General features: G+C 37.5%; 16 protein-coding genes. 6 read left to right on the top strand and 10 right to left on the bottom strand.

Going from position 1 to position 21,870, the window contains the following annotated elements:
• Window positions 1–319: 319 nt before the first annotated feature.
• The 6 genes from MS6x_RS18655 to MS6x_RS18630 form a co-directional block, all read right to left on the bottom strand.
• A complete protein-coding gene (locus tag MS6x_RS18655; RefSeq protein ID WP_482604238.1) occupies window positions 320–1,543 on the bottom strand; it encodes a YaiO family outer membrane beta-barrel protein in 1,224 nt (407 codons plus the stop codon).
• Window positions 1,540–3,894 carry a sulfatase-like hydrolase/transferase gene (locus tag MS6x_RS18650; protein WP_482604237.1) on the bottom strand — a complete coding sequence of 785 codons (2,355 nt, stop codon included), beginning with the start codon at window positions 3,892–3,894 and terminating at the stop codon, window positions 1,540–1,542. The genes MS6x_RS18655 and MS6x_RS18650 overlap by 4 nt, the downstream gene beginning before the upstream one ends.
• 2 nt (window positions 3,895–3,896) lie before the next feature.
• Window positions 3,897–5,177 (bottom strand): glycosyltransferase family 2 protein, encoded by a 1,281-nt coding sequence (locus tag MS6x_RS18645; protein ID WP_482604236.1) that lies wholly within the window; start codon window positions 5,175–5,177, stop codon window positions 3,897–3,899.
• Between the two features lie 149 nt (window positions 5,178–5,326).
• Window positions 5,327–7,843 (bottom strand): HEAT repeat domain-containing protein, encoded by a 2,517-nt coding sequence (locus tag MS6x_RS18640; protein WP_482604234.1) that lies wholly within the window; start codon window positions 7,841–7,843, stop codon window positions 5,327–5,329.
• Complete coding sequence (locus MS6x_RS18635; protein ID WP_482604232.1) at window positions 7,840–8,217, bottom strand: response regulator transcription factor; 378 nt, start codon at window positions 8,215–8,217, stop codon at window positions 7,840–7,842. The genes MS6x_RS18640 and MS6x_RS18635 overlap by 4 nt, the downstream gene beginning before the upstream one ends.
• Before the next feature lie 3 nt (window positions 8,218–8,220).
• The gene (locus tag MS6x_RS18630) at window positions 8,221–9,987 is read right to left on the bottom strand and encodes an ATP-binding protein (protein WP_482604230.1); all 1,767 of its coding nucleotides are present in this window, start codon (window positions 9,985–9,987) and stop codon (window positions 8,221–8,223) included.
• 145 nt (window positions 9,988–10,132) lie between these two features.
• Between MS6x_RS18630 and MS6x_RS18625 the strand changes: the two genes are divergently transcribed.
• Window positions 10,133–11,422: a dipeptidase gene (locus MS6x_RS18625; protein ID WP_482604228.1), complete on the top strand. Its 1,290-nt coding sequence runs from the start codon at window positions 10,133–10,135 to the stop codon at window positions 11,420–11,422.
• A gap of 5 nt (window positions 11,423–11,427) precedes the next feature.
• Here the strand turns inward: MS6x_RS18625 and MS6x_RS18620 are convergent, their stop codons facing one another.
• Window positions 11,428–11,820, bottom strand: coding sequence for an acyl-CoA thioesterase (locus MS6x_RS18620; RefSeq protein WP_482604226.1), 393 nt, complete (start codon window positions 11,818–11,820; stop codon window positions 11,428–11,430).
• Window positions 11,821–12,094: 274 nt separating this feature from the next.
• Here MS6x_RS18620 and MS6x_RS18615 point away from each other — a divergent pair, with 274 nt between their 5' ends.
• Window positions 12,095–12,505: a glyoxalase gene (locus MS6x_RS18615; RefSeq protein ID WP_482604225.1), complete on the top strand. Its 411-nt coding sequence runs from the start codon at window positions 12,095–12,097 to the stop codon at window positions 12,503–12,505.
• On the opposite strand, the gene MS6x_RS18610 is transcribed toward MS6x_RS18615, so the two are convergent.
• Window positions 12,494–13,174 carry a DUF2461 domain-containing protein gene (locus MS6x_RS18610; protein WP_482604224.1) on the bottom strand — a complete coding sequence of 227 codons (681 nt, stop codon included), beginning with the start codon at window positions 13,172–13,174 and terminating at the stop codon, window positions 12,494–12,496. The genes MS6x_RS18615 and MS6x_RS18610 overlap by 12 nt on opposite strands.
• Window positions 13,175–13,267: 93 nt before the next feature.
• On the opposite strand from MS6x_RS18610, the gene epsC reads away from it, so the two are divergent.
• The gene (gene epsC / locus MS6x_RS18605) at window positions 13,268–14,059 is read left to right on the top strand and encodes a serine O-acetyltransferase EpsC (RefSeq protein WP_482604222.1); all 792 of its coding nucleotides are present in this window, start codon (window positions 13,268–13,270) and stop codon (window positions 14,057–14,059) included.
• Window positions 14,052–14,936 carry a cysteine synthase CysM gene (gene cysM, locus MS6x_RS18600; protein WP_482604221.1) on the top strand — a complete coding sequence of 295 codons (885 nt, stop codon included), beginning with the start codon at window positions 14,052–14,054 and terminating at the stop codon, window positions 14,934–14,936. The genes epsC and cysM overlap by 8 nt, the downstream gene beginning before the upstream one ends.
• Window positions 14,937–15,099: 163 nt before the next feature.
• Here the strand turns inward: cysM and MS6x_RS18595 are convergent, their stop codons facing one another.
• Complete coding sequence (locus MS6x_RS18595) at window positions 15,100–16,974, bottom strand: CocE/NonD family hydrolase (protein ID WP_482604219.1); 1,875 nt, start codon at window positions 16,972–16,974, stop codon at window positions 15,100–15,102.
• Window positions 16,975–17,257: 283 nt separating this feature from the next.
• Here MS6x_RS18595 and MS6x_RS18590 point away from each other — a divergent pair, with 283 nt between their 5' ends.
• Together MS6x_RS18590 and MS6x_RS18585 are read left to right on the top strand one after the other, a co-directional pair.
• Window positions 17,258–17,869 carry a DEAD/DEAH box helicase gene (locus tag MS6x_RS18590; RefSeq protein WP_482604217.1) on the top strand — a complete coding sequence of 204 codons (612 nt, stop codon included), beginning with the start codon at window positions 17,258–17,260 and terminating at the stop codon, window positions 17,867–17,869.
• Window positions 17,870–17,947: 78 nt separating this feature from the next.
• Window positions 17,948–18,853, top strand: a complete 906-nt coding sequence (locus tag MS6x_RS18585) for an EamA family transporter (RefSeq protein ID WP_482604216.1) — start codon at window positions 17,948–17,950, stop codon at window positions 18,851–18,853.
• An 84-nt stretch (window positions 18,854–18,937) separates the two neighbouring features.
• Here MS6x_RS18585 and MS6x_RS18580 read toward each other — a convergent pair whose 3' ends face one another.
• Window positions 18,938–21,796: a M16 family metallopeptidase gene (locus tag MS6x_RS18580; RefSeq protein WP_482604214.1), complete on the bottom strand. Its 2,859-nt coding sequence runs from the start codon at window positions 21,794–21,796 to the stop codon at window positions 18,938–18,940.
• Window positions 21,797–21,870 lie beyond the last annotated feature (74 nt).

The following is a 21,870-nucleotide window of genomic DNA, read 5'->3' as shown; positions in this document are numbered from 1 at the left end:
TAAGGATTACATATAATCCAATTCCACTAATTCGTTAAGGCTTAAAATTTCGTTTAAATCTTGAAGGAACACTAAATATTCCTCTCCGTAGGTATCGTAAAGCATGGTTTGTTGTATTGATTAGTAATTAGATCTGGGCATTACCGTATTACATAGTAAACATAAATGAAACATAGGCCTTGCACAATAAATTGTGGTGTACTCCTTTATTTTTGTTGTAAAAGTATAGGTTGTAGTCGGTAAAGGAATTGAATAAGTAGTAATGCCTGTTTATGCTGAGCGATCTAAAGAACTGTCCTTTGACCCTAAAATTAGAGCATTACTTAAATTTTACCTGATAAGAAAGCCCTGCCGTAACTGATAAAAAGAAATTACCGGAACTAAAAGCTAGTTCCTGGCGGTTCATCCCAACATTTACCTTGTATTGATTGCTGTTGGTTTTTGGTGTAAACTGATACTCCAAACGCAACCGTTGAGCTTCTAGAAATAGCAAGGTTTGTGCCAGCAGTTCTCCATCAACGATAAACTGATTCATTTCGGTATCAAATCCATATCCTAGGTTCATACCCAAATAATTATTTCCATCCTTAAGATAGCGTCGCACTAACAGAGTTCCCGATACACCAATGCCCTTTATAGCGTCCGGAACGACAAAGGGTCTCAAAGAAGCATAATAATTACCTCTGTACAATCCAAAACTACCTGTTAAGATGCTAGCATCGTCCGTAGCGAAAGACAAGTGCCTAAATCCAACCGATGCTTCCATGGCGTTTGGTAATTCCTTTACTAGTTCTGCCCCTACTCTATGCTTTGGAAAAATCTCTGAATTTGAATACCCATAATTAAAATACCCACTAAGCGATTTGGAAATTTTAGGATATGCATCTACTTCTGCCTGCACTCCATTAATATTAAAACGCCTATTAAAATTAATACGCGGCAATAGAACGCCCCATTTTGTTTCTTTTCTGTATTCGATGGCACCGTAGTACATAGGGTCTAAAACTTGATCAAACACCTCACCTTCCGTATACAAAGTAACAGCTTGTTTTTTTTCTTCTGAAATCTTAGTTGCCTTAAGTTTATTCTGTAAAAGCTGCATATCAGAAATTTGTTTTACTATTTCGGATTTGAGGCCAAGTAACTCTAAATCTCCTTTCAAATAGATCAATGCTTTGTTTGATAAGCCCAACGCTATATGTAAATTGTTAGCGTACTGCTCATTTTTTATGGCACCGATCCAAGCTTCCTTATTTTGTTTTTCCTTACTGGTTATGCTGTTGAACTCTGCCCTCGCCTTATCATATTTTTGGTCCCAAGTGTAGGTTTTTGCTAGAAGACTGTGCACATCTGTATACTCTGGATATCTTGTAAGCACCTGTATTAAAGTATCTCTGGCATCACTTCTATTTCCTGTAAAAGCCAAATCCCTAGCTGTAAAGTAAGAAGCATCCGGATTACCATTATAAACATACTCCTGGCCTGCTACCGTGGTTAATAAGAACAGAAGGAGAATAGCTGTAGTTATTAGATTCAGCTTCATTGTACATCCATTTTTACTGTTGGGTTATCGAGCTTCAATACACCTTGGTTTGCACGTTGTACTTTTGCCTGAAGTACGTTGTCCTGTAAATCGTGCAGCGCTATTTGATATAGGACCGGACTAATGTCCTGCTTGGGATCCGCCCAATAGTAGGTGTCCAAAAGAGCACAATAGCCATCTATATATTCGGGATATTTTTGTATTACTTCCTTTAAGATAGCACTAGATTTCCCATAGTCTTTTTTCCAAGAATAAATACGTCCCTTTAGTATTTCCGTATCTGCGTGTCTAGGTATTTCAGTTAGGATGTAATCGGACAACAATAATGCCCTGTCCCAATCCTTATTAAAAGCCAGTTTTTGAGCGGTGGTATAGGCATCGTCAAAATCCTTACCATTAAAAACACTTTGTAGCCAAACCATTTCAGTCTTGGTAAATTCTCGCTCATCACTAACCACAGATGCTACTTCTTTTGGTAATAATTTATCATATTGGGTAACATAGGTATTGACGGACTTACTGTAACTAAAGCTCTTTATTATAGCTGTACTAACTTCTTCTTCAATCTCATTGTCCGAAAAACTAAGGTCTGCTTGTAGTTTTCTGATTTCGCCATCGGTTAGAAAATAAGAAGTATACACATAATCCAAGATTTTATTGGGGCCTCTATACAAAGGTATTTCTTTATCAAAATCTGCTTCGTTTTTAGCTAGCTCCCCATTTCCCAGCCATGCAATCGTATTAGGTATTTTTAAATCATAAGCATTGTCCAATAAGGAAATTATTGCAGGGGCAATATCCGCATGGGATGCAAGTTTCGTTATTTTTTTAGGATTCTTAATCAACGGACTATATAGTAACAGCGGCACTTGATACCGCTTCAATGGATTCTCTGCTGGCATGTTCCGGTTTAAATGACTTCCTGTGATTACATAAATCGTATTTTCAAATGACTTTGATTTACGCTCCTCAATAAAGAATGCTGCCAATGCTTCATCTGTATAGCTATAACTGGCAAACAGTTCTATGTTACGCCTCATGAACCTTTTGGTCGTTTCGTTACCTGCCGAACGGGCAAGGAATTTTTCGACTTTTCCTTTATAATTGTTAAAATCGGGTATAGCATACGGCGCTTTTGTGCTAAGGGTTTTGAACACTTCTAACTGTGGCTCTTCATTCAAAAATTTAGGTGTTGCAGCATAACGTTTGAACAATGCGTAATCTGGGTACCCTAAGGTTATTCCTGCAGCATCCACGTTTTGCAAGGTGTACTCCTTTCCAAATACGGTTTTGTCCAATATCTGGTGCACCTCTTCCTGTGCCAAAAATCGATCATAACCGTTTAGGGCACTGTTTCCGCCGTAGTTAAACGAAGTTTTATAGCCATTTTGTTTCAGTATACTATACAAGGTGTGCCTATGTGTAAAGCCTTCTGTATTTGTAAAGCCATTTTCACCAAATGGCAAAGAACCGATTATAGTTGCAAAGGAACCTTGGCCATCGCCAGTATTACTCATAAAATTTGGCCAATATAACGATGCTTTTGTCATTCCCTGTATATAGGGCATGACTCCGCTATATGTTCCTTGGTCGTCGACAAAATCAGTTCCAAGTCCCTCTATAATTAGAATTTTGATATGAGGTTTTTCGGACTTGAGATTAAAGAGCGAAGACAAATCCTCAGTTGGACGATATGCTTTCGCCAAAGGGTATGCTTCGCTGCCCTCATAAGTATCTTCTTCTAAAACAGCGGTGTACATACCTTCTAAAAGATACTGGGTCTTATTTTCATTAATTGGTTTTCGATCGGAATATAACGTTGCCAAAAACATACTAAACAAAATAATCGTGAAGGGATACATTCTACTGATTACCTGGTAAAACGGTGCCGTATAACGATATAAGAAATGACAGGCAAGCAATGTAATAGCGATGGCAGTAAAAGCTTTTACCGTACTAAATTGTATATAGCTGGTACTGCCACCAAGTAGCCCAGTAACATCTAAGGGTTCGTAATTGTCAATAAAATAAGTAATTAGCAAGCCCTCTATAACAAGTAGGAAAGCAAAAATTAAACGTATGGTACTAAAACCGAGATTCGGTTTTCTATTTTCTAATGCATTGAACAAAAAGGCAAAAACCACCGAACATACAGCTGCATATCCAAGATGATGCAATCCATGAAGCAGAAGGCTTTTGTTTATAACACTGTCCAGTACACCTGTAATATAAAGCACCATATTCTGGTAGACCGATAAGAGTAGCAACCCTACAAAAAAGGTAATCACCAAAGGAATATAATCCTTCAGTGTCTTTTGATTTTGCGATATGTTCTCTTCTGGCATCTGCATTGTTACGTGGCTTTTGCAAATCCTTTACGCACCTGTGTGCCCCAACCAGATTTTATCTTGAATAGTTTTTTATAGTTTCCCCTAATCGCTGCCCATACCATAAAAGGATGATACACAAAGGGTTCTATAAGCGCACAAAGCATTAATATTAAAATATCCTTGGTCTTATTGTATTCGTTATAGGAATACACATCCCAAAGAATGGCATAAAAAGAAAACATTACAGAAAAGATATAGACTGTTGCCGTTATCGCGATAAAGAAATCCCAATTTAGTATACCCAACCAATAAAAAAGGATAATGGTGAAGAAGCCAAAAAATTCCAAAATGGGTGCTAACCATTCATAAAAGAACCAATAAGGATAGCTTAACATACCCAACCTACCAAACTTGGGGTTAAAAAACATGTCCTTATGTTTGAATAGGGTTTCTAGGTTACCTCTTGCCCAACGATCTCGCTGGTTAATCAATATTTTAGGATCTTCGGGCACTTCTGTCCAACAAAGTGGATCTGGTATGTATTCAATGGTATATGGCAGCTTTCTCTCATGCATATGACGCCTCATTTTGAATACGATTTCCATATCTTCTCCTACGGTATTGGTATCATAACCGCCTACTGCCAAAGCAATTTCGCGATCAAAAAAACCAAACGCTCCGGAAATAATCAGTAAACTATCTATTCTTCCCCATGCCATACGGCCCAGGATAAACGAACGGGTGTATTCCAATAATTGGAACCTAGCGAGCCAGTTGGAAGGAAGTTTTATTTCTTCCAATTGTCCCCCTTGAATAATACAGGAATTTGCCACACGAATTACGCCACCGACTGCGATAACCCTTTTCTCCGAACGTTGAAAAAAAGACTTGACCACGTGCAAAAGCGCATCTGGCAGTAAAAGACAGTCTACATCTATACAACCAACATATTGGTTGGTAGATAAGGCCATACCCGTGTTTAAGGCGTCAGATTTTCCACCGTTTTCCTTGTCTATGACCGTAAGTTTAGAAAATGCTTTGTGAGGAGACTTGTAAATTCCGCGTATAGTCTTAGATTTCCAATTAGGGTCAATTGCCTGTTCTATTTTAACTAGATCGTAGGCATCAATCATTTTTTGAAGGGTGTCGTCCTTACTTCCATCATTGACCACCATTACCTCATAATTAACATATCGTAGAGACATTAATGAGCGTATATTTTCTACAATGGTAAGTCCCTCATTATATGCCGGAGCAACTATGGTAATACTTGGTGCCATGGGTGATGCCATAAGCTTGGACATATCCCCAAAACTATTTTTATTTCTATAGTGTATGGAATTCCTTGTCGAAAAATAGCCCATACCTATAAATAATAAGAATAGGATAAGCGTAAACACAAAAAAAACGATGTTTATATATTCTAAGATGATATTGAAGGTCCCACTACTCACTATTCTTTCTGGTATAATTTAGTGGAGATGGCACATAAATGATCGAACAAGGTATTTCCATAGGTTTGATCTTTAGTATGGTCTTGCAATTTTATAGCAGTTTCAAGAGGCCTGATAGCCTCGAAATCGACTGTGAACGGATTATCAGCGGCATCCGAGCTAGTTATGATTTCTTTTGCTGGCATCTTACCGGGTTCCTGTATAACTTCAATTCTATCTGCACTTGTTTGCCTTGAAATAATCTTTTCCAAGGCTCGTTTTGCCGCTCGCCGTAATTCTCTTTCATTACTTAACGAGAGGTTTTTCAGAAGTGCAATTTCCTGTTGATCGCCCACTTCGGCAATCTCGTCAAGTAATATTATTTTTGCTTCTGTATCGCTAACTTCGATTAAGTTATGGAATATGCTTTGGCGCTCTTCTGTAATTGTAGGTTCAAACGAAACCTCTAAATCATCGGTTATCGTAAAAAAAGCCAATAGCTCGTTAATTCTTATTTTAACCACTGCATTCGTCTCATGCTCTAATAACATTTTCAAATGTGGTATTTCTCTATGGTCACCAAGTTCTGCTATATCCTCTAGCAAAGCCATAGTATTAAGTGCAGTATCTTCGTAAAACAAAGGTTTTGGTATAGTCCTTAGTTCCTTCTCCATATCGTTTTCAATATTAATTTCTAGGCTAAGTTCCTGTGACTGTTCTAATTTGGGTAAATCAAAAGCGTTGCACCAATCAATTTCTTGCAGCCCGCCTTTTGAACTTAAACCTTTCGCTTCATTTAAAATGTCATAGACCACGTTTATATTTGAAATTTCAGATGTGGCTATGGAATCAGAAAAACTGATTTTAGATTTATGATTGCTGGATACTGACTCACTTTTAGAATGCTTTTCTAGTACGTCTGTTTCATCAAGAGCTTTTTTAGGAGCCAATACTTCCTCGAACAGTACTACAAATTCATTGATTTCATGTTCGAATGTTCGTTGATGTGCTATTTTCAATGGATCGCCTACCTCTATTTCCTCAAAATGAACTGGTAAGTCGTTCAACATTACGTTGTTTTGCTTCACTGGTTCTGCCATTACTATGGGAAGAAATTCATAATGTAATTTATCTACAAGACGTAACGGTGGTACCTCTTCAAAACAAACAGATAAATCTGTCAAGTCCTTTTGGTTTGCTCCTTCCGTAATATTCTTTTCTATTGATTTTGAAATTGGTTCAGTAATACCTTCAGTAACAATTGGTAAAAACGAAATCTCATCTGCTTCTATTTTCCTTGAAGTATCATTGACATCTGCAGTATTCCTTGCTAGTGTTTTAGCAGATTTGGCAATCTCTTTTTCCTTCACTTGTTTTTCTTTTTTGATATTGGGAATTGTACTTTCATTAGCTACTGTCACTTTAGCACTATACGATGGTGCTGAAACTTCAAAGTCCGCTGTAGGAACAATATCCTGAGTAGGAAGCATTCCTTCCGGGCGTATTGTATTTAAAGCACTTATGGCTTTTCCCTTTACGGTAAAAGCCACTTCTTTGCTAATTATGTCCTCAAGAAAACCAATATCCTCTTCCGAGCCTAGTTGTGATAAGGCTTCAAGCAGATACATTTTAATATCCGTTGTACATTTCCAGAATATTGTTTTTAGAATTGGTACTGCTTCGGTAACGTTAAAATCACGGATACAAAAAATGGCTTCCTTTTTAATTGCATTACTTTTATGCCGTAGTAATTGAATCAGAGATGCACTTGCATCATTTTGGTTGTAATACTTAATAAGCCGTAGCGAAAAAAGTACAACATCATTATTTTTAGAAGTAAGCCAGAGCCTAAACGCCGGTGGTTGGTAATCGGTTTTATTCCGAACTACATCCAACAGCTTTAACTGCTGCCATTCTGATATTCTATACTTAGTGTGATCCAAAAAATAATTAATACCTTCTTCCTTAAGGCTCACTGTAGCAATCTCCGCCTGTTTTCTTATGGTTGTTCTTTTATCGTTAATAAAACGAGTAATTAGGCTATAAGAATCCTTGACTTCCATTTGGGTTAGTTCAAAAATTCCTCTGGATATCAACTCCCATCGCCAGCTATTAAGCTTTTGATACGCATCCTTGTGAAGTTCTAAATCTTGATAAATGTGAAACAGTTCGGTTCTAGTTTTACCCGTAACATCCTTTCTTAAATCCATTAGGACTTCTGTAAGTACTTCTCTATCAAATTTATTTCTGATGAGTTCACGTATCTGAATTTTTAAATCGATATAATTTATTTTTTCCTTCTTTTCACCATCTTCCTCAAAAAACAAAAATTCACATATCATGGGAGAGAAGACTTTCCGTTTTACCTTAACATGCTTGCCTCGTCTGGAAAGTTTATTCCGAAAAAAGAAAACTGAACCAAAATATACCAAAGCTATCAATACAAAAAACAGTGAAAGTGCCCACAAAAAATCTGTTGGAATTTTTGGGGCGCTGATTAATGCTTTTTGCGTGTATGTACTTGGGTTAAAACTCAAATATGGGTTTTGTTTACTTCTCTTGCTATCCTTACCAATAACTCCGATGGACTTACAGGCTTAGAAATAAAATCATTGGCACCTAGTTCAAAGGCACTAAGCACATTTTCTTCATTTCCAGCAGAAGAAATAATTAGTATCGGTGTTTTAGATTTGAGCTCTTTTCTAACATAATTAATTAACTCTATACCAGAAAAGTAGGGCATCATGATATCGCTTACAATAATATCCGGCATTGTATGGGACAAATATTCCTTTACCTGTTTTCCGTCCAAGACATGGTCTACGGTATACCCGGCTTTCTTTAGCCTAAAATGTAGCAAAGAGGCTAAGAGTTCATCATCATCCGCTAAAAGGACCGTCTTCCCATCCATATCCTATCCTTGCTTTAGTCTTGCTAATTCTTGATCTATCAGCGACTCCTTTAACGGAAATTCTTCTAAGAATTGATTAAAAAGAAGTTTCACTTTTTCCATTTCAGAGTTTTTGGCCTGGTCTTCAATAGCCACAACAATTTGTTTTAGATCATTGGTGTTCATAAGGGCTAATCCTGCCTTTATTTTATGTGCGGCCAAATAGATGTCTTCAAACGCTTGGTTCGTGATGGCAATTTTAACCGCTCCTATGAATTCGTAGATATTTTGCTTAAAAAGCCGGACTAACTCTTGCAACATATCCAATTCGCCATAGCAATCCTTCAACAAGGTATTAAGATCGATTGTTTCCTTTGTTGATTCAAATGCCGAAATCGTCTCTTGTTTTAACAACTTAAGACTTGCCTCTGTTAGGTTTCGCTCTTTCTTTCTTTTTAGTAGTTTAATCATCAGCTCATTTAAAGTATATGGTTTTAATAAAAAGTCGTTGATACCTGATTCGTAACAACGTTCCTTATCTTGTGCAGTAAAATCTGCACTAAAAGCAATAATGGGAATCTGACTTATCTTATCATCGTTTAAGGCACGTATGCTTTTAGAAATTTCAAAACCGTTCATTTCTGGCATTTTAAGATCCATCAACACAATATCTATAGCCTTGGTTTTCAAAATTTGTAGTCCTTCATTCCTGTTTTCAGTAACATAAGTAATGCAGTCCCATTTATTTAATTGCTCGCTAATTAGATGGCGATTGAGTTCGTTATCCTCAAAAATCAAAATCTTTGTACCACCTAATAACTCCTTTCCTTTTGCGGTGCTAATAGATTTTGGTTTGTTCTGGGGAATGTTATTTGGGTTACCTTGGCCAAATGGAATGTAAAACTTGAACATGCTCCCTACTCCCACTGTGCTGGTAACAGAAATTTTGCCACCTAGTTTTTCTATAATTTCTTTTACAATGCTTAATCCCAAGCCAGAACCTCCATATTTTTGAAACGTAGTATTTTCTGCTTGTTTATAGCTTTCAAATATATGTCCTAGTTGGTTCTCTGGTATACCTATGCCCGTATCCTGTACGGCGAACTGTAATATATAATTTTCCTTTTCTTGTTCCTTTAGTTTTACCGAAAGCGTAATATGTCCTTTTTCCACAAACTTGATAGCATTACCCATTAGGTTAAGAAGTATCTGGGATAGCTTAGATGGATCGCCTACAAGAACCTTAGGAACATTTGGCGCGATTTCCGTATTGAGAATTACCGTTTTATCTATGATAAGCGTTTGGCACAAAAACATGACATCCTTTAGGATTCCATGAATATTAAAGTCAACTTTCTCAAACTCTTCAAGGTCGGTTGTAAGTTTGGAATATTCCAAAACCTCATTAATGATTTCCATAAGACTGTAGGAAGCGGACTGTATTGCGTCCACTTTTCTCTCTTGTGCAAGAGTGAGATTATCTTCCCTAAGTAAATTAGCAAATCCAATAATCCCGTTCAACGGAGTACGTATTTCATGGCTTACATGCGCAATTAGCTTGTTATCTTGACCGCCTTGTTGTGGAATGTTGTTCTTTCGTTGCGGTTGACTATCCTCGAATGTTTCATCCGTTCCAAATATTTTATTGTTTAATTGGGATTTAAATCTATTGAAAGAATTTTTTAAGTGCTTTGCCTCTTCTACATTCAATTCTTCAAAGGAAAAACCATTTAGGGATGCTTCTAAATCGGAAAGTTGACCTAATAAATCTTTAGTTTTAAGTTTGGACATGGCTATCAATTCCTTGGTTTCGGGGATTTTGCTCTTTAATTGAAGCTAAAATTCCCATTTTAAGGTGCAGTAGACAATTAATTGTTTGCTATGCTTCCTTTTTTGTTGTGAAACCGCCATATTTGTAGGTCTAAAAAAAACACGTATGAAAGTAATCGGCTACATAATTATCGTAATAACCCTGTTTTCCTGTAATGAGAAGAAAACCAACGCAACTGAAACTACCGAGGAACGGGCAAAAAGAATCCATGATAAAGCAATTACCTTAGATACGCACGACGATATCAATACTAAAAATTTTACAGATTCCGTTAACTATACCCAGCGTTTAGAAACACAAATAAATCTTCCAAAAATGGAAGAGGGCGGATTAGATGTCGCATGGCTTATTGTGTATACAGGTCAGGATTCCTTAAATGCCGAAGGGTATGCGAAAGCCAAAGAAAATGCTATGGACAAATTTGCGGCCATCCGAAGGCTATGTGAGGAATATGCACCGGATAAGATGGAACTTGCCTATTCTTCCGATGATGTTAGGCGAATCGTTGCTGCAGGCAAAAAAGTAGCTATGATCGGGGTAGAAAATGCATATCCCATAGGAGAGGACCTGTCAGGTTTTAAACAATATCACGATCTGGGTGCTCGCTATATTTCACTTTCCCATAACGGCCATAGTCAATTCTGTGATTCCAATACTGGAGAAAAAGATTCCGTTTGGCTACATAATGGACTCAGTGAATTAGGGAAGAAGGCCGTAACAGAAATGAATCGATTAGGCATAATGATCGATGTTTCACATCCTTCTAAGGAGGCAATGAAGCAGATGATAGCCTTGTCCAAAGCTCCAATCATAGCTTCCCACTCCTCTGCGCGAGCTTTGTGCGACCATAGCAGAAACTTGGATGACGAACAACTAATGTTGATGAAGGAAAACGGTGGTGTTGTGCAGACTGTTGCTTTTAGCTCTTATTTGAATACCAAAAAACATGAGGCTAAAGCTGATTACATGAAGGGTATTTATCAAAAAGTAGCAGATTCGCTAAGTGTTGAATGGTTTGAAAGATCTCAATTCGGAAGCTTAACGGATGCCCAAAAGGAGGCCTTTATGGAAAACTATCCAAAAGTGACCCAAATCGGAAAGGATGTTGCTGCAAAAACGCCAGGCGCTCCAGAAGGCGTTACGGTAGCGGATTTTGTGGACCATATTGATTACATGGTAAAGCTCATCGGTATTGATCATGTTGGTATCAGTTCAGATTTTGATGGCGGCGGCGGTATAGAAGGATGGTCAGATGCATCAGAAACCTTCAACGTAACCTTGGAACTTGTTAAAAGAGGCTATACAGAAGAGGAAATTGAGAAGCTATGGAGTGGGAATTTACTTAGAGTTTTAGACGAGGTGCAGAATGTTGCTAATACCATGTCGCAAAGTTAAAGGTCCTATACAGTGGCTAACCGATCCTTAACGTACTCTATTTTTGTTTTGCCATGAGGTATGGGTTTTCCGTTATCTCCGAGATTTACCATGATGATATTGTCAACGGTTATAATAGTTTCATGGTTCATTTTATTTCGAACTTCGCAGTTTAAGGTCAATGACGTTTTTCCAAACTTAACCACTTCAATACCTATTTCAACCACGTCGCCCTGCTTAGCGGCACTCATAAAATTAATTTCCGAAATGTATTTGGTTACAATTTTTTTATTCTCTAATTGTACTATCGTATAAAGGGCAGCTTCCTCGTCTATCCAAGCTAGGACTTTACCTCCAAATAATGTACCGTTAGAATTCAAATCTTCTGGTTTAACAAGTTTTCTAGTATGAAATCTCATAATCTTAGTCTTTTTGATAGCGTAAAATTAGACCTAAAAGAAAAACTATAGCAAAGCTTTGGCCCATTACTTTTCATATTTACCGAAACCGAAATTGTAAAATAGAATAATTGATAAATTACTAATCAACCATAGTGTTTATTGCTGATTTGAATTCCAAAAATTACTGGGTGTTTTAAATAGGGAAAAGTTTGTTGTTTATAATCCGTTTAAAACTTCTAGACTGCAAGAAAAAGTAGGACAACGGAATGGGTATCTTTATAAAAACACAACTATGAACGAAAGATCTTTAAGACTTTTAGATATAAGACCAATAGTTGGTGCTGCTAAAATAGTACCCAATATGGGTGAGGAGGAACTTTTTCAGAACAAAACACTGCGCCCTATCCTCAAATTACAGAACGATTTATTACTGGCTTCGTTCCAAAGATATATCGTTAGAGGTAAAAATAGATTTCATGAGCTTAAAAAGGATGACCGTTTAAACTATATTTCCAACGCCATTCAAAAGGATATCAAATATCGAAATACCTTAAAGGGTATGATTGTAGGACAATTTACCTTAGAAGAATACCAGATATACGCTACAAATTCATCCGCCTTTAATAAAAGAATGATGAGTATGGCTGTAAAACGACTACAAGATCAATTACAATTTTTTGAAGAATCTAGCTTAATCCAGTAGGGATTCTCCATTAAGATTGGTGGTAAGAATGTTGCTCATTAAGTCAAAATAAGGGCGTATAACCATAAAACATTCGTTTACAGTTTGTGCGAACTCTGGTGCTATTACTTCGGCATCGGTAAAATTTTTGACAAAAATGAACTGTTTCTTGCGGATGAGGTCAATATTTGGGTCTTCTTTATCAAAACCTTTGGGAGCGGTCTTTAGCTCTTCTCCTGCTAAATCACCCCAAACACTTTTAAATTTGCTGTTATTAAGGATATTGCGGAAATCCGAGGCGTCTACTTCCCATTCTTTTCGTATTCTAAGTAAATCCTCTTTTTCTGGATTCCAGAATCCTGTTGCGATAAAACTACCCTGTGGTTGCACGTGAATGTAATAACCACCTCGACGTTCATTTCCTGCGCGTGAGAGCGAACCTGAAAAATTATATTTATAAGGTGTCTTGTCCTTTGAAAAGCGAACATCCCTATAAATGCGGAAAACCTTTAGTTTTTCAATTTCATCATGGGTACGAACGAGTTCGGTTACCTTATTTAAAAAAGTTTTAACTTCATTTTCATGTACCTTAAAAGTTGCTTTATGCGCTGTAAACCAATCCCTATTATTGTTTTTTTTGAGCTCGTTTAAAAATTGAAGGGTACTTTTAGTAATTACAGGCTGTATCATGCGACGTAAAGCGTATTATTTTAAGCTAAAGTTAACCAATTGTCATAAAGCGCTTTTGATTTAATGGTTAATTTTGAATATTAAACCAATTACATGGAACATAAATCTATCATAGAAAAGATACAAACGCATAAAAAACAGCCTAATTTAAGATTTCGATTGAAAAGACAAACGGAAGCTTTCACGGATACACTGTTTTATATGCTATTTGATATTGAAACACCTGTAGAAAACAATCTCAGCGTTTTAGAGCTTTTGTTCGACGAATTGGTAGCACTAGCCTGTTGGGAAAGTGAAAAGCCCTGTAAAAAAGTATGGGATAATTATGTAAATAAACTACCGGGAATTTTAGAAAAGCTAAATAAGGATGCGGAAGCTACGGTTAACTGTGACCCTGCTTCCTTATCCATAGAAGAAGTATATATGGCTTATCCAGGTTTTTATGCTATTGCTATCTATAGACTGGCTCACGAGCTTTATTCCATTGGTTTTCCATTAGTTCCTAGACTAATGACGGAATATGCACATAGACAAACCGGGGTAGACATAAATCCGGGAGCGCAAATTGGAAATTCTTTCCATATAGACCACGGTACCGGAGTTGTAATCGGTGAAACCGCTATTATTAAGGATAATGTAAAAATTTACCAAGGTGTGACACTTGGCGGACTCTATGTTGCAAAGCATTTACAAAAAACAAAGCGACACCCTACAATAGAGGATAATGTTACGGTATATGCCAATGCTACGATTTTAGGCGGTTCTACTGTAATTGGCGCCAATAGTATTATTGGAGGAAATGCTTGGTTAACTGCATCGGTCCCTGCGGATTCAACCGTTTTTCATACCCCGGAAATAAAGATAAAAACCCTTTCAAATGCCTAATACCTTAGTAGATTTAATTGGTAATACGCCCTTGGTGGCCTCTCGTATTTTAAATACAAATCCAGATGTTACCTTGTTTTTTAAATTGGAGGGGCACAACCCTGGTGGTAGCGTTAAGGATAGGGCCGCATTGAATATGATCAAAAGCGGACTGGAACATGGCGTGATTAAAACTACGGACAAACTAATTGAGGCAACGAGCGGAAATACTGGAATTGCGCTCGCCATGATTGCAGGGATTTATGGATTGGATATTGAGTTGGTTATGCCCGAAAACTCAACTATAGAACGTGTGCAGACCATGCGGGCCTATGGAGCAAAAGTAACCCTTACCCCAGCAGATATAGGTATAGAAGGTGCTAGGGATTATGCAGAGCAAAAAGTACTCAACGATGGCTTTATTTTACTTAATCAATTTGCGAATCCGGATAATTGGAAAGCACATTATAAGACAACAGGACCTGAAATTTGGAGCGATACCCAAGGTAGTGTAACTCATTTTGTAAGTTCTATGGGTACCACAGGAACAATAATGGGAACTTCCACGTATTTAAAAGAACAGAACTCTGATATCCAGATTATAGGAGTACAGCCTACTGACGATTCTAAAATACCAGGTATCCGTAAATGGCCTAAGGAATATTTACCTAAAATATTCGATGCTAAAAAGGTAGATTCCATTATGGAAGTTAGTGAGAACGATGCACGAATAATGGCAAGAAGATTGGCCAAGGAAGAAGGTATTTTCTCTGGAATGAGCAGTGGCGGCGCTACAACTGTAGCACTTCGACTTGCAGAAAAACTAGATAAAGGTGTTATTGTATCTATTATATGCGATCGTGGAGACCGTTATCTGTCCTCTGACCTGTTCAGTTAAGTTTTCTTCTGATTCCGGTTCTGCGAAGTTTAAAAAGTAATAGTCATTAATATCGTCCCGTAATGGCAAAATTAAATTTCATCAACCTTGTGCTGCCCATTATTATAAAAGCCTTATTTCCACGCTAGTGAAAACAAGGCTTTTGAAGTAATTACCGTGATAATTATTTTCTAATAGGTAATTTAATTTGTGAAGGATATGCTTTGGAATGGTGAATCTTATTAGTAGCCACAATGCCTTCAGCTTCGTCATAATTATTACCGCCAGTATTTAAATTTCGAGCAAACCTTGGAAAGTTGCTACTTGATACCTCTATACGGATACGGTGTCCTTTTTCAAAATAATTACTCGTAGCCATCGGTGTTAAATCTACTTTATACACTTTACCGTCTTCCATAAAGACTTCCTTATCGAAACCTTCACGGTAACGCACGCGCTGTATAGTTTCATCTAGGTTATATGCACGACCATCGGGATAAACATCAATAATTTTTAAAGTTACATCCGTGTCCTTAACATCGGAAGAAAGAAATAAGGTAGATTCAATAAAACCTGTTATTTCAACTCCTTCTTTTAAAACGTCAGTAGTGTAAACTAAAATATCGTCACGTTCTTCCATTACTTGTTGGTCAAACGACCCTCCTTTTACTGCATTTCCAGTACAGCAAACATTACCACCATAAGAGGTAACCGGATTCATAGGGTCGTAAACAATCGTATCCGGATTATCTTTGGACGGTTTCTTTGTGGAAAGGGTTCCTGTACCGTTCAATGTATTTGCATTTCCATCGCTATTTGAATAATAAGTAGTCATTTTACTATCTTTTGGTGGCCATTGTTCTGCAGCCTGCCATTTGTTGCTACCCATCGTGTAATATTGCACTCTCGGGGTCTTTTCCTTAAAATCGTTTGCTTCGCCCTTTAGCCAAAGATCCCACCAAGCATAGATTTGTTCGTCATAGTTTAATCGGGCATCACCCACACTGCGTTCACCAACAATCGTATTCTCGGTAGCTCTCGTATATGCACAATGTAGCGTTGGCGCAATCACTAAATATTGGTTATCCCGTACATCTGAATCCTTTGCGTTGTTATGTACATGGTTAAAAAGACTAAGATTCGGTGTAATACTTACATCATACCAAGAAGCAAACCAAAAACTAGGCATGGGAATTTCCATATCGTCATGATAAATACCTCCTGTAAACCAATCAGGATCATTGGGTTTACGCCGTACCATTTTATCAAAAATTTCCTTTTTCCCATTGATGTTCTTCAAAATGTCCTGTATGGGCAAATGGCTTAAAGCTTCCGCCATATCTATAGGTGGATTTTCTGGCGCTAAGTCGTAAAACCTGGAGATACGGATCAAGTCTTCCTGCGTAGCGCCTTCTGGTATTCTTGGCTTGAATTTGTCGTGTTCCACACCATACAACCACGAAAAAAACAGCAATTGCTCCGCTCCTCCCCTGTACCAGTTGCCTTGTTCCATTATATCTCCCACTCGCCCTACACCCGCACCAAAACCTTGGGGCACCATGGCAGCGTGTGATGGATGATCCAAAGCAGCTACAGCCATTTGCCACTCTGCAGTACTGGAACAGCCATATGTTCCTATTTTACCGTTAGACCATGGTTGATCCTTCATCCAACTAAATGCATCATAACCGTCCGTAAGCGGAACACCTAAAATATCCCATTCCCCCTCGGAAAAATAACGTCCGCGTTCATTCTGCACAACATAGGCATATCCACGTTTTACGGCCTCGTAGGCTCTTTGGACGGTTCTTGTTTTTTGTTCCCCGTCACCCCAAGAGTTAAAATTATAAGGCGTTCTGGAGAAAATAATAGGTACTTTTTCATCGGTTTTGGGACGGTAAATATCTGTTGCCAATCGAATTCCATCTCGCATGGGCATCATTACTTTTTGATCAATGATCGCAATTTCCTCCATTCGTTCAAGAATGTTATTGTCTTCCTGAGCGACTACCATAACGCTAAATATCAAAAAACAAAAGGTTAGATACAGATTTTTCATAAGGTGTTCCGGTTTTAAGTTGTCTTTAAAAATAGTTATAATTCAGGACTTGTATGATTATTTGTTTTAGGATAGGTACTGTATTTTCACCTGTTAAAGAACCCGTTTTAAAATTAGAAGATAGAGAACAAGCATTTACTTCCTTCAATCATACATTGAAACTTGACGTTTAAACCTTTAAGAGCTTATCTCTATAACCAATTGCTTACATCTATATGTACTTAGTATCTTTGTATTTAACTAGCGAATTGCTTTTGATGAACGACCTATAGTATTAGAACCTATGCCTTTTAAAAAATTACATCCGGAACTGCTTGAAGCCATGGAACGATTGGCCATCTCAACCCCAACATCGTTCCAAAAAAAGGCCATCCCAGTGGTGAAAAGCGGTGCGAATGCGTATTGTGTAGCAGCAAAGGATGCCGGAAAGACAACCGCACTTATTCTCACTACGTTACAAAAAATAGGTTTTAAGGCAGAAGGAAATGCCCCTAGAGCAGTGGTAATCGTAGAAAACAAACTAAAAGCGCTAGAACTATACGACGCCTTTTTAAAATTTACCAAGTATAGTAATATTCGAGTATATGTTGGTTATGAGGAACTGCATATCGACATCCAAAAATCGGAAATATTTGAAGGCGTAGATGTTTTGATTTCCACACCAAAGACCATGAATAAATTGTTTTTATTGAATGGAGTCAGCACATCTCAATTGAAGCTTTTTAGCGTAGACGATGCAGATTTTTTAATTCAGAAAATGGAATCGAGTGCCTTACTTTCAATAGCTCAGAGCATTCTAAAATGTCAGTATGTATTATATTCAGAAAATCTACATCCAAAATTAGAGCGTTTTAAATCCTACTTCATGGAACGTGCTAAAATCGTGAAGGGCTAACTCTTTTAGAAGTCCATTTATAAATATTATTGTGGAATTTTTCATAAGGGAATTTCTTGAAAAACTATCTTCGCGGCCATGTGGATGTATTTGGGCCTTTTGGCCGCATTATTTTTAGGACTACATAATTTATGTAAAAAACATGCCGTACGTGGAAACGAAGTGTTTCCGGTACTTTTAGGAACTGTTTCTTCGGGCTTCCTATTACTTTTACCACTATTTTTTGGTTCGCTATATGCACCTGAATATTTGGATGGTCTTGGACTGACCATTACGCGGATCCCTTGGTCCGACCACGGTTATATTTTTATTAAAGCAATCCTAATGGCAGGTTCTTGGATACTGGCGTACCAAGCGTTAAAACATTTGCCTATAACCATTGTTACTCCGATAAGATCGGCCGGTCCTTTTTTTACCTTTATAGGCGCAATTTTAATATATAAGGAACAACCTACAGGTTCGCAATGGATAGGATTTTTCTTGATTATTTTTTCCGTCCTGCTTTATTCCCGAATCGGTAAAAAAGAAGGCATCATCTTTAAAAGTAATAAATGGATTTTTGCCATTATTGGCGCTACCTTCTTGGGGGCTTCCAGCGGACTTTATGATAAATTCCTAATTCAGAATCTCCAACTGAATCCACAAACCCTTCAATTTTGGTTTAGTTGGTATACGGTGCTTGTTCTTTTGATTATTCTAAGCATAACGTGGTTTCCTTATCCACACAAACGAAACGCCTTTATTTGGCGTTGGTCCATCCCTGCAGTAGGTATCTTATTGGTATTCGCCGATTACTTTTATTTTAAAGCGTTACAAGATCCGGATGCGCTCATTATGCTATTGTCGGCCATTAAAAGAAGTCAGATACTTATTGCTGTAGTTCTTGGAGGCGTCATTTTCAAAGAACAGAATAAGAGAAAAAAACTCATCCCACTAGCCGGAATTATGATTGGAGTAGCGCTTATCTTGTATAGCAGCAGCTAATTTCTCATTAACGTGAATAGCTCTAGTTTATTGAAATAATTAGAACTAGTGAATATCGCATAAATTACCGGTAGCAGTATCACTCTATTTGGTCCAAATATCCTCTATTTTTAATTCTATTATTTTACCAAATTTGCGAAGTTGTTCTAAATCAAATTCAGAAGTATCCCCATAAATGGTAACTACCGCTGGTTTTTCTTTTACATTGGTTTCATAGAACGACTGAATATCTTCAAAAGTTAGATTGGGATAGTTAAAGTAGTTAAGTTCGTTAGGGTCACTTTCGTAGCCTGTCTCCAAGAAACTTTCTACTGTGGCCGAAAGCTGCCTAAAATTTGGTTTACCCGAACTGGATTCCAATAACAATCCGTTTTTTAAAGAGGGTAATCGCTCTTCATATCTAGGCATATCATCTAACAGCCCCATTACTACCTTTACAGCATCTGCAGTCTTATCCGCTTGAGAACCGGTAAACAATACGAGTCTCCCTTTTTTATTTGGCTCGTATACCGGATTAACATAGTTGCCGCCTACGGCATAGGCCAATGATCGAAACTCACGTACTTCTTGAAAAAGCAAACCAGACAACCCATTGGTGTAATACGCGTTAAAAGCCTCTTTCTTAAAATCGTTTTCTTTATTCAATGTTTCACCGTTTACCACGTAATACACATAACTCTGTATTGCTTTTTTGTCATGTATTACATAAAAAGTGGTTTCATTTACGCTATTAGCTTCTTGAAAAGAATAATTGTCCGTTTTGTTTTGCTTGAACAGGTCCATGGATGCTAAAAACCCTAAGCTTTCCTCTGCCGTTTGCCTACCAACATAATGAATACTATTAAAACCATTTTTGAGCAGGCTTCCTAATGACGATTTAAGCCTTACCGGATTCAACTTTTTAAGTTGTTTGGTAGTAATTCTATTTGAATAACTTGACTTATCACCAAAAAGACCATAGACATATAACATACGGCCTGCCGTATTTGGATCGTTTTTTACTAGTTTATTTGCCTTTTTTCGTTGATTGGATAGATAATCAATAGTTTTTTGATCGGGTTCAAAAGCGGTTAACAAGTGTTCCAACAATAGTACCGATTCCTTAAAATTTTCATCGATACCGGTTAAGGTTATATCAAAGGAATTATAGTTCGCAGTAAAATTGAAATTAGCGCCAAGACGTGCAAAGTTGTTTTTAAGCTCTTCCGTTGTATAAGTAGGCGTTCCACTATTATTCAACGCTTCGGTTAGTTCTGGATACATCTGATCTTCCAACAATCCCTTTGCAATAGTTGCCTGTAACGTAAAAACATCATTCTGAGGATTCTTGGTATAGTACATGTATTCGTCTATTACCTGAACGTCTTCATCAAGCTTTATAAAACTTGGAGAAAGTACTTGTTCAGGAAGTTGCTCGAACCCTTTGGCGTAGACCGAAGTTTCTTCGGTACGAGCCGTTATAGGTTTATACGATGGTTTTTTTAGTTTTGTCTTCTTGGGGAATCCTGTTCTGGACTGCAAGGTGAAATAATCATCACCAAAATATGTATCGGCAGCTTTCTGGATATCTTCCCTGGTGAGACTTTGTATATTTTTGGAGTAGGAAAGCAATTCATTGGGATTCAAGTCATAGATAAAACTGAGGCCGAGATATTCGCTACGTATTTCCAAATCTTCCAGAGATCTGCTAAATTCCCGGTACATACCATTTTTAATGGCCTCAAAATAGCTATCTTCGAATGCTCCATATGCAATAGAACGAAAGGAAGCTTGTATCTCTTTTTCATAATATTTTAAGGATTTACCAAAAATATTCGGCACAAAAAAGATAAAAGCCACTCCATCTTCCTCTAAGAATTCCTGCTCACCCCCAGCGTAAAGTGCCTTGTTCTGTAAATTCCATTTATCCAAAAATCCAGTCTCGTTACTGTTGGACATCATTTTACCCAACACTTCTAAAGCTGCACGGTCCTTATGACCAAAAGGAACCAATTTATACCCCATAAACCCAACTTTAATTGGAGTCATACGCACCTTTTCAACTACCCTACCTTTAAAGCTGTTCAGTTCACGCTTTTTAAAAACCGGTTCGGGACCGCTTACAAGTTGCCCAAAGGCAGCAGCTATCATCGGCTTTACCTCATTACTGTCAAAATTACCACTAAGGACCAGAGCCATATTATTGGGCACATAATAAGTTTCGAAAAACTCATACATTTTTTTTAACGAAGGATTTTTCAAATGTTCCACACTGCCTAACACGGTCTGCGTGCTATATGGATGATCACCATAAATATAGGTGTTGAATTTTTCATAAATCCTGCGTTCAAGATCGTCACCCGCCCTATTCTTCTCTTCATAGACCGCTTCTAGTTCGCTTTGAAAAAGTCTAAAAACAGGTTTCTGGAAACGATGGGCATAAATATCCAACCATTTTGGGAGCTGATTAGGAGGAAATATATTATAGTAATTTGTAAAATCATTACTGGTACTTGCATTTACGCCCGTGCTACCTATAGATTTGATCAAGCGATCAAACTCATTTGGAATGGCATATTCAGATGCTTTACGCTCCTCTGCGTTAATTTCTTGTTGAATGGCAGCCTTTTTCTTATCATCACTTTCTTTTGCCAGCTGATCATAAAGCTTTCTAATTTTATCCAAATGGGGTTTTTCTGCTTCATAATCTTGGGTTCCCAATGTTTGGGTACCCTTAAAAAGCATGTGTTCCAAATAATGGGCAATTCCAGTTGCATCCTCAGGGTCGTCCTTACCTCCGGCATTTACCCAAACGGAACCATAAATGGTACTTGCTTCCCTATCCTCATTTAGATAAACCTTAAGACCGTTGTCGAGTTCATAGGATTCTAATTTTAAACTAGATTCTTGTGCATTTGAAGTTGTAAAAAGAAGAAGGCTAACAAGGAATAGAAAATAACGCATAAAATAGACTTTGATTTATGAAATATTAAAGGTGGCTCATTTAGCGGATCGTTATTTAGACGATAGCACCACGT

The sequence above is a fragment of the Maribacter sp. MS6 genome (genome assembly GCF_056839185.1).
The sequence above is the reverse complement of the archived record's forward strand: the minus strand, read 5'-3'. Positions and strand labels throughout refer to the sequence as shown.

Coding starts and splice junctions, on each gene's coding strand:
- MS6x_RS18610 (WP_482604224.1), bottom strand. CDS start 13,174: ATGATACAGCCTGTAATTACTAAAAGTACCCTTCAATTTTTAAACGAG.
- MS6x_RS18620 (WP_482604226.1), bottom strand. CDS start 11,820: ATGAGATTTCATACTAGAAAACTTGTTAAACCAGAAGATTTGAATTCT.
- MS6x_RS18595 (WP_482604219.1), bottom strand. CDS start 16,974: ATGAAAAATCTGTATCTAACCTTTTGTTTTTTGATATTTAGCGTTATG.
- MS6x_RS18630 (WP_482604230.1), bottom strand. CDS start 9,987: ATGTCCAAACTTAAAACTAAAGATTTATTAGGTCAACTTTCCGATTTA.
- MS6x_RS18645 (WP_482604236.1), bottom strand. CDS start 5,177: ATGTCCAAGCTTATGGCATCACCCATGGCACCAAGTATTACCATAGTT.
- MS6x_RS18615 (WP_482604225.1), top strand. CDS start 12,095: ATGAACGAAAGATCTTTAAGACTTTTAGATATAAGACCAATAGTTGGT.
- cysM (WP_482604221.1), top strand. CDS start 14,052: ATGCCTAATACCTTAGTAGATTTAATTGGTAATACGCCCTTGGTGGCC.
- MS6x_RS18590 (WP_482604217.1), top strand. CDS start 17,258: ATGCCTTTTAAAAAATTACATCCGGAACTGCTTGAAGCCATGGAACGA.
- MS6x_RS18655 (WP_482604238.1), bottom strand. CDS start 1,543: ATGAAGCTGAATCTAATAACTACAGCTATTCTCCTTCTGTTCTTATTA.
- MS6x_RS18625 (WP_482604228.1), top strand. CDS start 10,133: ATGAAAGTAATCGGCTACATAATTATCGTAATAACCCTGTTTTCCTGT.
- epsC (WP_482604222.1), top strand. CDS start 13,268: ATGGAACATAAATCTATCATAGAAAAGATACAAACGCATAAAAAACAG.
- MS6x_RS18635 (WP_482604232.1), bottom strand. CDS start 8,217: ATGGATGGGAAGACGGTCCTTTTAGCGGATGATGATGAACTCTTAGCC.
- MS6x_RS18650 (WP_482604237.1), bottom strand. CDS start 3,894: ATGCAGATGCCAGAAGAGAACATATCGCAAAATCAAAAGACACTGAAG.
- MS6x_RS18585 (WP_482604216.1), top strand. CDS start 17,948: ATGTGGATGTATTTGGGCCTTTTGGCCGCATTATTTTTAGGACTACAT.
- MS6x_RS18580 (WP_482604214.1), bottom strand. CDS start 21,796: ATGCGTTATTTTCTATTCCTTGTTAGCCTTCTTCTTTTTACAACTTCA.